This window comes from Thiohalobacter thiocyanaticus (genome assembly GCF_002356355.1).
Classification (GTDB): Bacteria; Pseudomonadota; Gammaproteobacteria; order Thiohalobacterales; family Thiohalobacteraceae; genus Thiohalobacter; species Thiohalobacter thiocyanaticus_A.
Genome location: NZ_AP018052.1, coordinates 1,091,239 through 1,103,626 on the forward strand (window position 1 = coordinate 1,091,239; position 12,388 = coordinate 1,103,626).

Here is a 12,388-nt window from a genome sequence, read left to right on the forward strand (position 1 = left end):
AAGCGATGCGGCTCAGCCTGATTCCCAATCTGATCACGGTGTTCCGGTTCCTGCTGGTGCCGCCCATCGTGCTGCTGCTGCTGCGCGGGCAGTTCGGGCCGGCGCTGCTGCTGTTTCTGCTGGCCGGGTTCTCCGATGGGCTGGACGGCTTCCTGGCCAAGCGCTATGGCTGGACCACGCGTCTCGGCGGGCTGCTCGATCCACTGGCCGACAAGCTGCTGCTGGTGTCCTGCTATATCACCCTGGGCGGGCTGGGCGTGATCCCGGTATGGCTGGTCGCCGTGGTGGTGGCGCGGGACCTGATCATTCTCGCCGGGGCGGCGGTCTATCACGTGCGCATTGCCGCGCTCGAGGCCGAGCCTTCGGTGATCAGCAAGATCAACACCCTGGCCCAGATCCTGCTGGTGCTGATCGCGCTGGGCGGTCAGATCGGCCTGGTGCCGGCGGCTTGGCTGGGCTATCTGGTCTACACGGTGCTGGCGACCACCGTGCTCAGCGGGGCGGACTATATCTGGATCTGGGGCTGGCGCGCCTGGAACAGCAAACACGGCACGGGGCGCTTCCCATGAGGCACGAACGCGTCTGGCTGCTGCTGGCACTGGCACTGCTCGGGGCGGGGCTGATCTACCTGCTCGGCCCGGTGCTCACGCCCTTCCTGAGCGCGGCGCTGCTGGCCTATCTGGGCAATCCGCTGGTCAACCGCCTGGCGGGGCGGCTCTCGCGCCCCCTGGCCGTCAGCCTGGTGTTCGTGCTGCTGTTCGGGGCGCTGATCCTGGCCATTCTGATCCTGGTCCCGGTGCTGGAATCCCAGATCCGGGCCTTTGTCCAGCGCCTGCCGGGCTATCTGGACTGGGGCCAGCGCCATCTGCTGCCGCTGGTGGCCGGGCTGGTCGACAGCGAGCCTGGCGGCGGGCTGGATATCCAGCGCCTGCGCGAGGCGCTGGCCGCGCACTGGCAGCAGGCGGGCGGACTCGCCGCCGGGCTGTTCAAGGCGTTGTCCAGTTCCGGCCTGGTGATCTTCGGGGTACTGGCCAACCTGGTGCTGATCCCGGTCGTGACCTTCTACCTGCTGCGGGACTGGAACCGACTGGTCGCCGGCATTCATGAGCTGCTGCCCCGTCCCCTGGAGCCGCGCATCGCCCATCTGGCGCGGGAGGCGGACAGCACCCTCTCGGCCTTCCTGCGCGGCCAGCTGCTGGTGATGCTGGCGCTGGGTACGGTCTATGCCATCGGTCTGTACTGGGTCGGGCTGGATCTGGCGCTGCTGTTCGGCATGATCGCCGGGCTGGTCAGCTTCGTCCCCTACCTGGGTGTGATCGTGGGCGTGCTGCTGGCCGGCGGGGCGGCCCTGGTACAGTTCCAGGAACTGCTGCCGCTGATCGGGGTGCTGGCCGTGTTCGGCGTCGGCCAGCTGCTGGAATCCTTCCTGCTCACGCCCTATCTGGTGGGGGATCGCATCGGTCTGCACCCGGTGGCGGTGATCTTCGCCGTGATGGCCGGCGGGGCCCTGTTCGGTTTCGTCGGGGTGCTGCTGGCCCTGCCGGTCGCCGCGGTCATCATGGTGGGGGTGCGCGAACTGCGCGCGCACTACCTGGACAGCGACCTGTACCGGGAAGCCTGATGGCCACCACCCTGAAGCAACTCGCCCTGCAGCTGCGGCTGCCGGACCGCGCCCGCTTTGCGAATTTTCATCCCGGACCCAACACCGAGCCGGTGCAGCAGCTGCAGGCCTTCGTCGAGCAGGCGGCCGCCGGCAGCTTCTTTCTCTGGGGCCGGGCGGGCGAGGGCAGGTCGCATCTGCTGATGGCCGCCGCCCAGCGGGTCAACGAGGCGGGCGGACAGGCCTTCTACCTGTCGCTGGCCGGGCCGGGACTGCCGTCGCCGCAGCTGCTGGCCGAAGGGCTGGAAGACGTGGATCTGCTGGCGCTGGACGACATTGACCGCGTGGCCGCGCAGCAGGACTGGGAGGAGGCCCTGTTCACCCTCTATAACCGGGTGCAGCAGCAGGGCGGCCGCCTGCTGCTGGCCGCGTGCGCCCGTCCGGACCAGTGTGGCTTCGTCCTGCCCGACCTGGTCTCGCGCCTGCAGTGGGGGCTGGTGTTCGGCCTGCGGCCACTGGCCGATGCCGACCGCGTGCAGGTCCTGCAGCTGCGCGCCCGCCAGCGCGGCCTGGAACTGCCGGAGGAGGTCGCCGGCTACCTGATCAAACGTTATCCGCGCGATCTCGCCAGCCTGTGCGCACTGCTGGAGCGGCTGGATACAGTGTCATTGCAGGCTCAGCGGCGCCTGACCATTCCGTTCATCAAGCAGGTGCTGGGGCGTGAGACGTGAGGTGTAGGATGGGTGCAGCGCAGCGTAACCCATCATTGCCCGATTCGCAGCGGTGAAGTACGCAGGTCGGGTTACGCCTTACAGGCTGACCCGACCTGCGTTATAGCTCGTCCCTGGTGGCTCTTATATATCCGATCCCGGCCACGAACCAGGTCAGGGTGGTCACCAGTTCGATCCCGGCATACAGCCGGTCATCGGGGCTGCTGTAGAGTTCGACCAGGGCGTGGGCGCAATAGGCGATGGCCAGGAACAGGCTCCAGGCCGCGGTATAGCGGCGGCCGTGCAGCAGGCCACGCAGGGGCAGCAACAGCGGCACCCCCAGCACCAGCAGCACCAGCGCGGTCGGCAGCTGCGGCGAGGGCGACAGCCAGCCGTACCAGGCCACCAGTACGGCCAGGGTGCCGAGGTGCCCGGCCAGCAGCAGCCGGTGCCACAGGGCGGGCGTCATGCTCAGGCGCCGGTCTGCAGCCGCCGGGTGGTTTCCGCCAGCCGCCTGCCCAGGGCCCGGCACAGGGCGGTTTCGGATTCACTCAGCGGCAGATCGCTGTCCGCGCCGGCCAGGTGGCTGGGCCCGTAGGGCGTGCCGCCGGTGCGGGTATTCAGCAGTTCGCTCTCGCTGTAGGGCAGGCCGAGCACCAGCATGCCGTGATGCAGCAGCGGCAGCATCATGGACAGCAGGGTGGTCTCCTGGCCACCATGCAGACTGGAGGTGGAGGTGAATACCGCGGCCGGCTTGCCGATCAGCCGGCCTTCCAGCCACAGGCTGCTGGTGCTGTCGAGAAAGTATTTCAGCGGCGCGGCCATGTTGCCGAAGCGGGTCGGGCTGCCCAGCGCCAGCGCCGCGCATTCACGCAGGTCGTCATGGCTGGCATAGGGCGGGCCCTCGGCCGGAATACTGTCCTCGCGGGCCTCGCACACTGTGGATACGGCCGGTACCGTGCGCAGGCGCGCCTGTACACCCGGTACCTGTTCGATGCCGCGCACGATCTGCCGGGCCATGGCGGCAGTGGCGCCATGGCGGCTGTAGTACAGCACGAGTATTTCGATCATCAGAGGATCTCCAGCACGCTCTCGGGCGGCCGACCGATGGCGGCGCCGGTGCCGGTGACCACGATCGGGCGCTCGATCAGCTTCGGATGCTCGAGCATGATGTCGATCAGCGCATTGTCGTCCAGATCGGGATTGTCCGCACCGCTGGTCTTGTACTCGGCCTCCTGTGTGCGCATGAGTTCGCGCGGTGATCTGCCGAGCAGCTTCAGGATGCGTTTCAATTCGGCGCGATCGGGCGGTGTCTTGAGATATTCCACCACTTCCGGCTGCATGCCTCGTTCCTCCAGCAACTGCAGGGTCTGGCGTGATTTGCTGCAGCGGGGATTGTGATAAATCACTGTCTGCTTGGCCATGATGCTGTGTCCAGGATTGCGTGCCGGCTGCCGATTCTACAGCCCATGAACCTGACAAAGCCACTGCCGGTCGGCTTGACGCTTCCCGGTGCCCGGTGTAGCTTGCAGCGCAAACAGGCCCTGAAAACAGGCAGTTCAATGATGTCGTCCCCGCAACACCGACGCCCGGGCGACCCAGGTCGATGGATGAATTCGTGCTGAAACTCCGGTATCTGTCCGGGCGCTGCGTCCATGCCTTGCCGGCACTGCTGCTGTTGCTGCTGACCGGTTGCGCCACGGCGCCGGTCCAGGAAATGAGCGATGCCCGCCAGGCGCTGCTGGCGGCCGAGGAAGCCGGGGCGGTGGAATATGCCGGCGATACCCTGGCCAATGCCCGGGCCTATCTGGGCCGGGCCGAACAGGCATTGTCGGCGCACGACTATGAGCGGGCGCGGGTGCAGGCCGAACTGGCCAGGGCCGCTGCCCGGGAAGCGCGGGAACTGGCGCTGGAACGGATCGAGCGGCAATCGCGGGAATAAAACCGGTTGTCTCATCCGTCTCGACAGGGAACGGACTTCTGCGTCAGTGCATGGAATCCGCCGGCCGTTTGGGCTAGATTGACATTCATGTCGAGCACGCGTAACTTCATTCGGCAGTGATTTCGTCAATGGAATCAATCACCAATAAATCCAAACCCAGTTTCTGGAGATGTCAGTTATGAGACTCATGCTCCCCGCCAAGTACCTGTCCATATCCCTGCTCGCTGTCGGCCTGATTGCCGGTTGCGCCACCCAGCCCAAGCAGGAGCCGACCGGCCCGAGTGCGGCTGTCACCCAGGCGCTGGATGCCGCCAGCGCCGCCATGGACAACGCCAAGGCGCTCGACTGGATCTGGCGCGATACGGAAGACTTCTATGCCGCTGCCGAGAAGGCCGCGAAGGAAGGCGATGACGCCACCGCCATCAAGCTGGCCAACAAGGCGCGTGAGCAGGCCGAGGACGCCGTCAACCAGTATTACCTGGAAAAGGCCAAGCCGATGCTGACCGAGCTGCGGCGCTACAGCCTGAGCGGTGATCAGAAGCAGCGCATGGACACTGGCGCGACCGCCATCACCCAGGGTGAGGGCAAGCGTGCCTATGACATCCTCAGCGCCCTGCTGGCCGAGGTGCGTTCGGCCAATATCCAGTACACGGTGGTCCGCGGGGACAGCCTGTGGGGCATTTCCTCCAGGCCGGAGATCTACAACAACCCGTACCAGTGGCCGCTGATCTACAAGGCCAACAGCGACAAGATCCACGATGCCGATCTGATCTATCCCGGCCAGGCCTTCTCGATCGATCGCAATCCCTCCGCCGCCGAAGTGGATGCCGCGGTCAACCATGCCAAGACCCGTGGTACCTGGTCGATCGGCGAGGTGGAAGCCTCCGATCGTGACTACCTCGGGGGGTTGCGCGTCCGGTAATGCCGGCGTTGCGATCAACTCGCAGACGGGGCCGCAAGGCCCCGTTTTTTTATGCGATGGTGTAACGGAAACGCTCGTACAGTCCGGTCGATTCCACCAGTTGGGTGCACTCGATCTGCTGTCGCTGCGAGCCACGCAGCAGTTCCAGTCTGCGCTGCGGACGGTACAGGCCCCGGGCGGCGATCAACAGCTGGTAACGGGTATCCTGGTGGACGATGCTGGTCTCCAGTGCCGGTTGCGGCGGCAACCGGCCTTCCCGTTCCAGGCGCAGGGCGCAAGGGGTGATCTCCCGCGCGATATATTGCAATCCGAGTTCGCGCTGCCGGGGCTGACGGACCAGCCATCTGACCGTGGCGATCAGCCACTGCGGATCGCCGGCGTCGCTGTCGGCGAGACTGACCGCCAGCAGTTCCCCGACCCGGATCCGGGGCGGGCCGTCACCGGGTAGTTCCACGGCCAGGCCGCCTGCGCTGCGATTCAGTACATTGCAGCGATAGGCCTGGAGGCTGTCGGACCCCGCCATCGGGTAGGTGCCGGGCGCCTGCCCGATGTCGATCGCGTCCTCGTCCTCGGGTTCGAGATAATCGCGCGGGTCGAAGGATACCCCGCGGTTATGCAGATAAAAGCAGGCCTCCAGCCCCACTGCCAGCTGGACGGTCTGCCCGGACTCGAAACGCTCCAGCCGACGCTGCGGCGGGTCCCGGAACTGGATCTGCAGCCGTTGCAGCAGATGCCTGGCGTCCTGACGGCCGATGGCCTCGGACAGGCCGAGTTGGGCCGGCGTTGTGCCCTGCTCCAGGGCCAGGCTGCCTGACTGGATGGCTGCCAGCAGCGGCGACGGGTCCAGCCAATACCAGCGGGCGGGGTCGGCATCCGGGGGGGGCGTCTGGCGCCACTCGGCCGGTTCACAGTCGATGCACACGGCCCGTGCCTGCGGGCTGTCAGGGGGTTCAGGGTGGGCCTGCAGGCCGCAGCGCCGGATCTGGGCGGCCAGGAAGCCGAAGCAGTCCCAGAGCGTACCGTGCGGCAGACGGAAGGGGTCGCTCAGGCGCATGAAGGCCATCAGGGCGTAGCTGGCGGCGGCGTCCAGCCGGTGTTCGGCAAATGGCAGAGGGCTGGCCAGCGGCTGCGCACCGAGTGCGTGTTCCCGGGAGTAATGCAGCAGGGTGCCTGCCTCGCGCCAGAGTTGGGTGTCGGTGGGCAGGTAGCTCTGGTAGCGGGTGGCCAGCAGCAGGGCGATCAGGTGCATGGCCAGGGGCACGGACTGGTGGAGGTGTCTGGGCCTGCGCAGCAGGCGCCGTTCCTGCTGGGCATCGTTGATGACGTATTTGTACCCGATCAACAACTCCTCGGTGAGGCGGTCGAGGCTGTGCAGCCGCGAGGCAGCCAGCGGGTCCTCCGTGGTGGCCGGCAGCGGCCGGCGCAAAGGTTCATGCAGACGCTGAAATGCCTCCAGGAAACACTGCAGGAGTTCGTGGCGGTGGGCGGCCTCGAGTGGCTGATGGTGCAGATCGCGCAGCCGGGTGATGAGTTGGTGGGCGGTATCGAGGGAGTTGGTGTAGGGGAGTTGATCGATCCATTTGCGGACCGCGCCGGCACGGGTGTCGACACCCGGCAGCGGGGATTGCGGCGGCACAGTCAGGAACATGGGATCTCCGAGGGTAATTTGATGAATTATTCAGTATTTGTCGGTAGCCTTTCAAGCGTGTGCGGGGTATAAGTCAGCCCGGCCGGCAGAAAAATGGAAACTTTTGCCGCTCTGGTGCGTCTTTTCAGGGAGATGGCGCGGCAGGCGCGTCGATCCCGAGCAACTGTCAGGATGATTTGGATATGCGATTTGTATCAGGATTGTTGGCGATACTGGGATTGCTGATGACGGCGCCGGCCGTCGCAGACGGCCCGGTCGATTTTTCGCTGCAGGATCTGGACGGCAATGCCCGCACCCTGTCGGAGTTCCGCGGCAAGTGGGTGGTGGTCAATTACTGGGCGACCTGGTGTCCGCCCTGCCTGGAGGAGATCCCGGATCTGGTGGACTTCCATGCCCGCCATCATGCCACTGACGCAGTGGTCATCGGCATCAATTACGAGGATATTCCGGCGCCGCAGCTGCGTGCCTTCGCCGAGGAGTACTTCATCAATTACCCGATCCTTCAGGCCGAGGACATGCGGCCGGCACACGAGCGCCTGGATGTGGGCGGACTGCCCACCACCTACATCATCTCGCCGGAAGGCGAGCCGGTCGCGCGTCAGGTCGGCGGGATCACCGACGAGGTGCTTGAAGACTACATCAAACGCAAGCAGGCCGAGCGGGCTTCCGCGCGGCTGGAAACACAATAAGGGATGAGGCAATGCTGAAGCTGTACTGGTTGAGATCGCTGTCTTTCGCCATCGCGCTGTTGCTGGCGCCGGCTCTGTCGAGTGCGAATGAACAGCTGCGCGATCCCGGTGAGTATTTTTTCGATCAGACATTCGGTGACTTTCAAGAGGAACTGCAACTGGCCCGGGATCAGGGCAAGTCCGGCATCCTGCTGTTCTTCGAAATGGATGAATGCCCCTTCTGTCATCGCATGAAGGAGATGGTGCTCAACCGGACGTCGGTGCAGGATTACTACAAGGAACACTTTCTGATCTTCCCGGTCGACATCGAGGGCGATATAAAGATCCGCAGCTTCGACGGCCGCGAGATGGCGATGAAGGACTTCGCCTTTGAAGAGTATCGGGTCCGGGCCACGCCGGTGTTTGTCTTCTTCGACCTCGAAGGCAAACCGGTGGCCCGCTATACCGGCGCGACCCGCGATGCCCGGGAGTTCATGTGGCTGGGCGAGTACGTGATCGAAGGCGTCTATGAGGAAATGCCCTTCACCCGCTACAAACGCGAACGCCGCAGCGAGGCGCGTGGCGGCTGATACGCATGCCCGCGGTGTTTGCGCTGCCCGGGCATACATGCCAGCATAAGCCGCATTGAAACCACCAGTGAACTGCCTGTTGGATCCTTTTCGCGTGTACCTGTCCCGTCCCCTGCTGGGGCTGCTGCTGATGGCGCTCGTCGAGCCGGCGTGGACCGGCGAGAGCGAGGTCGATGCCCTGCCGCCCCTGCCTGCACCGCTTACCCTGCAGGCCGCCCTGGCGGCGGCCCACCCCGGACATCCCGATCTGCAACTGGCCGAGGCCGAACGCGAACTCGCCCTGGCCGAGCGGGAGGCGGCACAGGCGGTGACCGGCCTGCGGGCTTCGGCCTTTGCCGAAGGCCGCTATGTCGAGCCTTCGCCGCTGGCGCCCGAGCCCGGCAGCAACGATTCCCGCGCCAGCGTGCTGTTGAGCAAGCGGCTCTATGACTTCGGTCGCACCGGCTCCGCCGTGGCGGCCGCCGCGGCCGGTCACGCCGGCCGCGAACTGGCCTACCTGGATGCCACCTACCAGCAGCGATTGGAGATCATTGCCCGCTATTTCGATGTGCTGCTGGCCGATCTTGCCTTCCTGGTGGAGAACGAGGCCATGGCCATCGTCTATGTGAATCTGGACGAGGTACGCGACCGTCACGAGCTGGGTCAGGTCTCCGATGTCGAGCTGCTGGAGCAGGAGACCCGCTACCAGGAGGTGCGCATCCGGCGTTACCGCGCCCAGGCCGAACAGCGCACCGCCCGGGTACGGCTGGCGGAGGCCATGGGGCGGCCCGGGCAGCTGGCAGGTGACCTGACGCCGCCGCCGCTGGATGCAATCGAGCGCGAGCTGCCCGAACTGCAGGCGCTGCAGACCCGGGTGCTGGACAGCAACCCCGCCATCCGGGCCGCGCGTGCCGAGGTCGAGGCCGGCCTGGAGCAACTCGAGGCCGCGCGTGCCGGGCGCCGGCCAATCCTCACCGGTGAGGTCGAGGCCGCTGAGTATGCCAAGGATTTCGGTTCCCGTGACGAGTGGCGCGCCTCGGTGATCCTCGAGGTCCCGCTGCTCACGGGAGGAACGGTCAAGGCCGAGGTCTCACGCGCCCGGGGTGAGTTGGCACAGGCCCGGGCGGTACTGGCCCGGCGTCAACTCGAATTGCGCCAGCGTCTGGTCGAACTGTATGAACACATCCGGGTGCTGCAGGCCCAACGTGACGAGGCCTGGACCCGCCAGGATTACCGCGACCTGTATCTGGATCGCAGCCGCTCGCTTTACGAACTGGAGGTCGAGACCGATCTGGGGGATGCCATGGTCGAGTCGACCCGGGCCCGGCTGCTGGCGGCGCAGGTGGATTATCAATTGTTGTTGGCCTGGGCCGAATTGGATGCCCTGCGGGGGCAGGAACCCATGTCTGCGCAGGGCCGCGCGCCCGGGGAGGAGAGCGGAGAGTGAGTATGAAGCTTTACCGTTGGATGATTATTCCGGTCGCGCTGCTGACGGCGCCCGGCGCAGGGGCACAGGAACTCGAAGGCCGGCTCGAGCCGGGGCCGGCGCAGGTGCTCAGTCTGCCTGTCTCCGGTGTGGTCGAGAGTGTGCATGTGAGCGTGGGCGATCAGGTCGAGGCCGGCGCCCGGCTGCTGGCGCTGGATGATCGCGTCTTCCGCGCCGAACTGCGCCGCGCCGAGGCGGTCCTGGCCGAGCAGCAGGAGGTGCGCGCCGAGGCGCTGCGCGAATGGGAGCGGGCCCAGGAACTGTATGACCGTACCGTGATGTCGGAACGCGATCTGCAATTGGCGAAAAACGCCATGCTGGCCGCCGAGGCGGCCCATGCCGAGGCCCAGGCAGTGCGTACCCGGGCGGCCTGGGAACTGGAGCGCAGCGTACTCAAGGCCCCGTCGGCCGGGCGCGTGCTGAGCCTGCATGCCTATCCCGGCCAGGTGGTCGTGAGCCGCGATCGGGCGCCGTCGCTGCTGGAGTTGCAGCCGGCGGGCCGCTGGCAGGTGCGTGCCCCGGCCGACAGCCGCTACCGGCCGGGCGAGCCTGTGCGCGTGCAGGTCGGTGACGCCGGCTACGATGGCCGGGTCATCCGGGCCGATACGGACACGGTGCTGGTCGGGATCAGCGCGGCGCAGGATGCCGGCCTGCAGCCGGGCCAGTCGGCACGGGTGAACCGGCCATGATGATTGCACGGCGCTGCTATGTCAGTGGCCGTGTGCAAGGCGTGTTCTTTCGCGCTACCACGCAACGCCGGGCGCGCGAACTCGGACTCAGCGGTCATGCCTGCAACCTGCCCGATGGCCGGGTGGAGGTGCTGGTCAGCGGCCCGGTCGATGCGGTGCGAGTCCTGGTGGAGTGGCTGTGGGAGGGGCCGGCCGGCGCCCGGGTCACGGCGGTGGAATGCGATGAGGTCGAGCCCTTGGAGCAGGAGGGGTTCAGAACAGGGTAGGGTGGGTGAAGCGCAGCGTAACCCATCGCGCATGGTCTTCGATGGGTTGCGGCGCAGGCGCCTTCACCCATCCTACAGTCGCACCCCCGCCAGGCGGGAATCCGGCTGCGGCTCCGGCGTGAGTACCGTATCGTGCGGCGGACGGCGGGTGTCGGTCTCCGGATAGTCCAGGGTGTAGTGCAGGCCGCGGGATTCCTTGCGCGCCTGGGCCGAGCGGATGATCAGTTCGGCGACCTGCACCAGGTTGCGCAGTTCGATCAGGTCATTGGAGACCCGGAAGTTGCTGTAGTACTCATGGATTTCATGCTGCAGCAGTTCCACCCGCCGGCGCGCCCGCTGCAGGCGCTTGTTGGTGCGCACGATGCCGACATAGTCCCACATGAAGTGGCGCAGTTCGTCCCAGTTGTGGCTGACCACCACCTCCTCGTCCGAATCCGTCACCCGGGACTCGTCCCAGGGCGGCAGCCGCTCCGGCGGCGGGTTCTGTGCCAGCCGGCGGCGGATGTCCGCGCCGGCCGCCTGCGCGAATACCAGGCATTCCAGCAGCGAGTTGCTGGCCATGCGATTGGCCCCGTGCAGGCCGGTGTGGGTGGTTTCGCCGATGGCGTAGAGGCATTCCACATCGGTATGACCGTCGCGATCGGTCATCACCCCGCCGCAGGTGTAATGCGCGGCCGGCACCACCGGCAGCGGCTCGCGGGTCATGTCGAAACCGAATTCCAGGCAGCGGGCATGCACGGTCGGGAAGTGCTCGCGGATGAAGGCCGCCGGCTTGTGGCTGATGTCGAGCAGCACGTGATCGACGCCCAGACGCTTCATCTCGTGGTCGATGGCGCGGGCGACGATGTCGCGCGGGGCCAGTTCGCCGCGCGGGTCGAAACGCTGCATGAAGGATTCGCCGTCGGGAAGCAGCAGCCGTCCGCCCTCGCCGCGCACCGCTTCCGTGATCAGGAACGACTTGGCGTGCGGGTGATACAGGCAGGTCGGGTGGAACTGGTTGAACTCCAGGTTCGCCACCCGGCAGCCGGCGCGCCAGGCCATGGCGATGCCGTCGCCGGTGGCGGTGTCGGGGTTGCTGGTGTAGCGGTAGACCTTGCTCGCCCCGCCGGTGGCCAGCACCACGCAGCGGGCGGCGAACAGTTCCACCCGCTGGGCGTCGCGGTTGAGCACATAGGCGCCCAGGCAGCGATTGGCCCCGCCCCGGCCCAGCTTGCGGGTGGTGATCAGATCCACGGCGATGTGGCGTTCCAGCAGCGCGATCCCGGCATGTTCCCGCGCCCGCGCCACCAGCGAGGTTTCGATGGCCCGGCCGGTGGCGTCGGCGGCATGGATGACTCGACGGTGGCTGTGGCCGCCCTCGCGGGTAAGGTGATACGCGTTGTCGCCGCCCGGGTAACGGGTGAAGTCCACGCCATGGTCGATCAGCCACTGGATGGCGGCCGGCGCCCGCTCCACCGTGAAGCGCACCACCTCGGGGTGGCACAGCCCAGCTCCGGCGTTCAGGGTGTCCTGGATGTGGCTGTCGAAGCTGTCGCTGGGGTCAAGCACGGCCGAGACCCCGCCCTGGGCGTAATAGGTACTGCCCTCGGTGATGCTGCCCTTGGCCAGCACCGCGACCCGGGCCTCGTCGGCCAGTTCCAGGGCCAGGCGCAGCCCGGCCGCCCCGCTGCCGACGATCAGCACGTCATAGTCGTATTGTTGCTGCATGCGTCTTTGATTATCGCCTGAAATCGGGTAAGGTGGCTCGGGTTTGACGCCCCTTCACAGACCCCGGCTGTTGCATCATCCAATCCGCTAAACATAACCTAAACTACTGCCGCAAGCGAACTTTTCTTGATTCTTCCTGTCCACAAGCCCCGGTGGGGCAAGGCCCGGCGGTAAAGGAGCC

Annotated in this window: 15 protein-coding genes; 10 read left to right on the forward strand and 5 right to left on the reverse strand. The window is 66.5% G+C overall.

The window, feature by feature from the left end; all coding sequences use genetic code 11:
• Window positions 1–5: 5 nt before the first annotated feature.
• From CFK21_RS05115 to hda, 3 genes are read left to right on the forward strand one after another with little or no spacing between them, the layout of a single operon-like run.
• Window positions 6–569 carry a CDP-alcohol phosphatidyltransferase family protein gene (locus CFK21_RS05115; RefSeq protein WP_096365398.1) on the forward strand — a complete coding sequence of 188 codons (564 nt, stop codon included), beginning with the start codon at window positions 6–8 and terminating at the stop codon, window positions 567–569.
• Window positions 566–1,621, forward strand: a complete 1,056-nt coding sequence (locus CFK21_RS05120) for an AI-2E family transporter (RefSeq protein ID WP_096365400.1) — start codon at window positions 566–568, stop codon at window positions 1,619–1,621. The genes CFK21_RS05115 and CFK21_RS05120 overlap by 4 nt, the downstream gene beginning before the upstream one ends.
• Complete coding sequence (gene hda / locus CFK21_RS05125; protein WP_197703001.1) at window positions 1,621–2,331, forward strand: DnaA regulatory inactivator Hda; 711 nt, start codon at window positions 1,621–1,623, stop codon at window positions 2,329–2,331. The genes CFK21_RS05120 and hda overlap by 1 nt, the downstream gene beginning before the upstream one ends.
• Before the next feature lie 100 nt (window positions 2,332–2,431).
• Here hda and CFK21_RS05130 read toward each other — a convergent pair whose 3' ends face one another.
• From CFK21_RS05130 to arsC, 3 genes are read right to left on the reverse strand one after another with little or no spacing between them, the layout of a single operon-like run.
• On the reverse strand, window positions 2,432–2,779 hold the full coding sequence (locus tag CFK21_RS05130; RefSeq protein WP_096365402.1) for a DUF2069 domain-containing protein: 348 nt from the start codon (window positions 2,777–2,779) through the stop codon (window positions 2,432–2,434).
• A 2-nt stretch (window positions 2,780–2,781) separates the two neighbouring features.
• Window positions 2,782–3,381, reverse strand: coding sequence for an NAD(P)H:quinone oxidoreductase (wrbA, locus tag CFK21_RS05135; protein ID WP_096365404.1), 600 nt, complete (start codon window positions 3,379–3,381; stop codon window positions 2,782–2,784).
• Window positions 3,381–3,734 carry an arsenate reductase (glutaredoxin) gene (gene arsC, locus CFK21_RS05140; protein WP_096365406.1) on the reverse strand — a complete coding sequence of 118 codons (354 nt, stop codon included), beginning with the start codon at window positions 3,732–3,734 and terminating at the stop codon, window positions 3,381–3,383. Before arsC ends, wrbA begins: the two co-directional genes overlap by 1 nt.
• Window positions 3,735–3,928: 194 nt before the next feature.
• On the opposite strand from arsC, the gene CFK21_RS05145 reads away from it, so the two are divergent.
• Both CFK21_RS05145 and CFK21_RS15500 read left to right on the forward strand, forming a co-directional pair.
• Window positions 3,929–4,252: a DUF4398 domain-containing protein gene (locus tag CFK21_RS05145; protein WP_231971565.1), complete on the forward strand. Its 324-nt coding sequence runs from the start codon at window positions 3,929–3,931 to the stop codon at window positions 4,250–4,252.
• Window positions 4,253–4,430: 178 nt separating this feature from the next.
• Window positions 4,431–5,174, forward strand: a complete 744-nt coding sequence (locus CFK21_RS15500; RefSeq protein WP_231971566.1) for a LysM peptidoglycan-binding domain-containing protein — start codon at window positions 4,431–4,433, stop codon at window positions 5,172–5,174.
• 49 nt (window positions 5,175–5,223) lie between these two features.
• On the opposite strand, the gene CFK21_RS05155 is transcribed toward CFK21_RS15500, so the two are convergent.
• The gene (locus CFK21_RS05155; protein ID WP_096365410.1) at window positions 5,224–6,822 is read right to left on the reverse strand and encodes a PilZ domain-containing protein; all 1,599 of its coding nucleotides are present in this window, start codon (window positions 6,820–6,822) and stop codon (window positions 5,224–5,226) included.
• 224 nt (window positions 6,823–7,046) lie between these two features.
• On the opposite strand from CFK21_RS05155, the gene CFK21_RS05160 reads away from it, so the two are divergent.
• From CFK21_RS05160 to CFK21_RS05180, 5 genes are all read left to right on the forward strand, one after another.
• Window positions 7,047–7,511, forward strand: a complete 465-nt coding sequence (locus CFK21_RS05160; RefSeq protein WP_197703002.1) for a TlpA family protein disulfide reductase — start codon at window positions 7,047–7,049, stop codon at window positions 7,509–7,511.
• Between the two features lie 11 nt (window positions 7,512–7,522).
• A complete protein-coding gene (locus CFK21_RS05165) occupies window positions 7,523–8,080 on the forward strand; it encodes a thioredoxin family protein (RefSeq protein ID WP_096365414.1) in 558 nt (185 codons plus the stop codon).
• 94 nt (window positions 8,081–8,174) lie between these two features.
• Entirely contained in the window at window positions 8,175–9,506 is a 1,332-nt protein-coding gene (locus CFK21_RS05170; protein ID WP_096365416.1) for a TolC family protein, read from the forward strand.
• 2 nt (window positions 9,507–9,508) lie between these two features.
• A complete protein-coding gene (locus CFK21_RS05175; RefSeq protein ID WP_096365418.1) occupies window positions 9,509–10,234 on the forward strand; it encodes an efflux RND transporter periplasmic adaptor subunit in 726 nt (241 codons plus the stop codon).
• Window positions 10,234–10,500, forward strand: coding sequence for an acylphosphatase (locus CFK21_RS05180; RefSeq protein WP_369801260.1), 267 nt, complete (start codon window positions 10,234–10,236; stop codon window positions 10,498–10,500). The genes CFK21_RS05175 and CFK21_RS05180 overlap by 1 nt, the downstream gene beginning before the upstream one ends.
• Window positions 10,501–10,572: 72 nt before the next feature.
• On the opposite strand, the gene nadB is transcribed toward CFK21_RS05180, so the two are convergent.
• Window positions 10,573–12,207, reverse strand: a complete 1,635-nt coding sequence (gene nadB, locus CFK21_RS05185; protein WP_096365422.1) for an L-aspartate oxidase — start codon at window positions 12,205–12,207, stop codon at window positions 10,573–10,575.
• Window positions 12,208–12,388 lie beyond the last annotated feature (181 nt).